1 pseudogene is annotated in these 596 nt (G+C 31.2%); it reads left to right on the top strand.

Features of this window, described 5'->3' with window-relative positions:
- Nucleotides 1–596, top strand: a pseudogene (locus BT993_RS07375) (YadA-like family protein); the annotation flags it as partial.

Here is a 596-nt window from a genome sequence, read left to right as displayed (position 1 = left end):
AAAAAGATAGAGGACATAGATAAAAAAGTAGATAAGAAGATAAAAGATGTTGAAGATAAAGTGGACAAGAAAATAGAAGACACTAAGAAAGACTTAACAGAAAAGATAGACAATGCAACAAAGACACTTAAGACAGAAATAACTGCAAATAATGGAGAAGAAGCAAATAAGACAAAAGGACCAATAACATTAACATCTAAAAAATCAAGTGAGGGACATACAATTTATGATATAGGTTTATCAACAACACAATTAAAATCAAGTTCAGGAGGAAAAGTAGAAACACCTAATGCAGAAGATTCTAAAAAGGTAGCAACAGCAGGAGAAGTATCAAAAGCAATAAATGGATTAGGAAATAATACTATATCATTTGGAGGAGATAATGGAGTTACAGATAAACAAAATCTAAATAGAGATGGAGGACTTGAATTTAAGATTAGAGGCTCAGAATACATTACAACAACAGCTAGTGGAAATAATGTTAATGTAGACTTATCAGATAAGGCTAAAAAAGATATAGAAAAAGGAGTAATGGCAAATAGTGGAGTAGCAAATGCGATAGCGATGTCAAATTTACCACAAATAAGTGGAGAAGG

The sequence above is a fragment of the Streptobacillus ratti genome (assembly GCF_001891165.1).
In the GTDB taxonomy this organism is placed as follows: Bacteria; Fusobacteriota; Fusobacteriia; order Fusobacteriales; family Leptotrichiaceae; genus Streptobacillus; species Streptobacillus ratti.
Note: the sequence above shows the minus strand (reverse complement) of the source record. Positions and strands in the feature narration are given on the sequence as shown.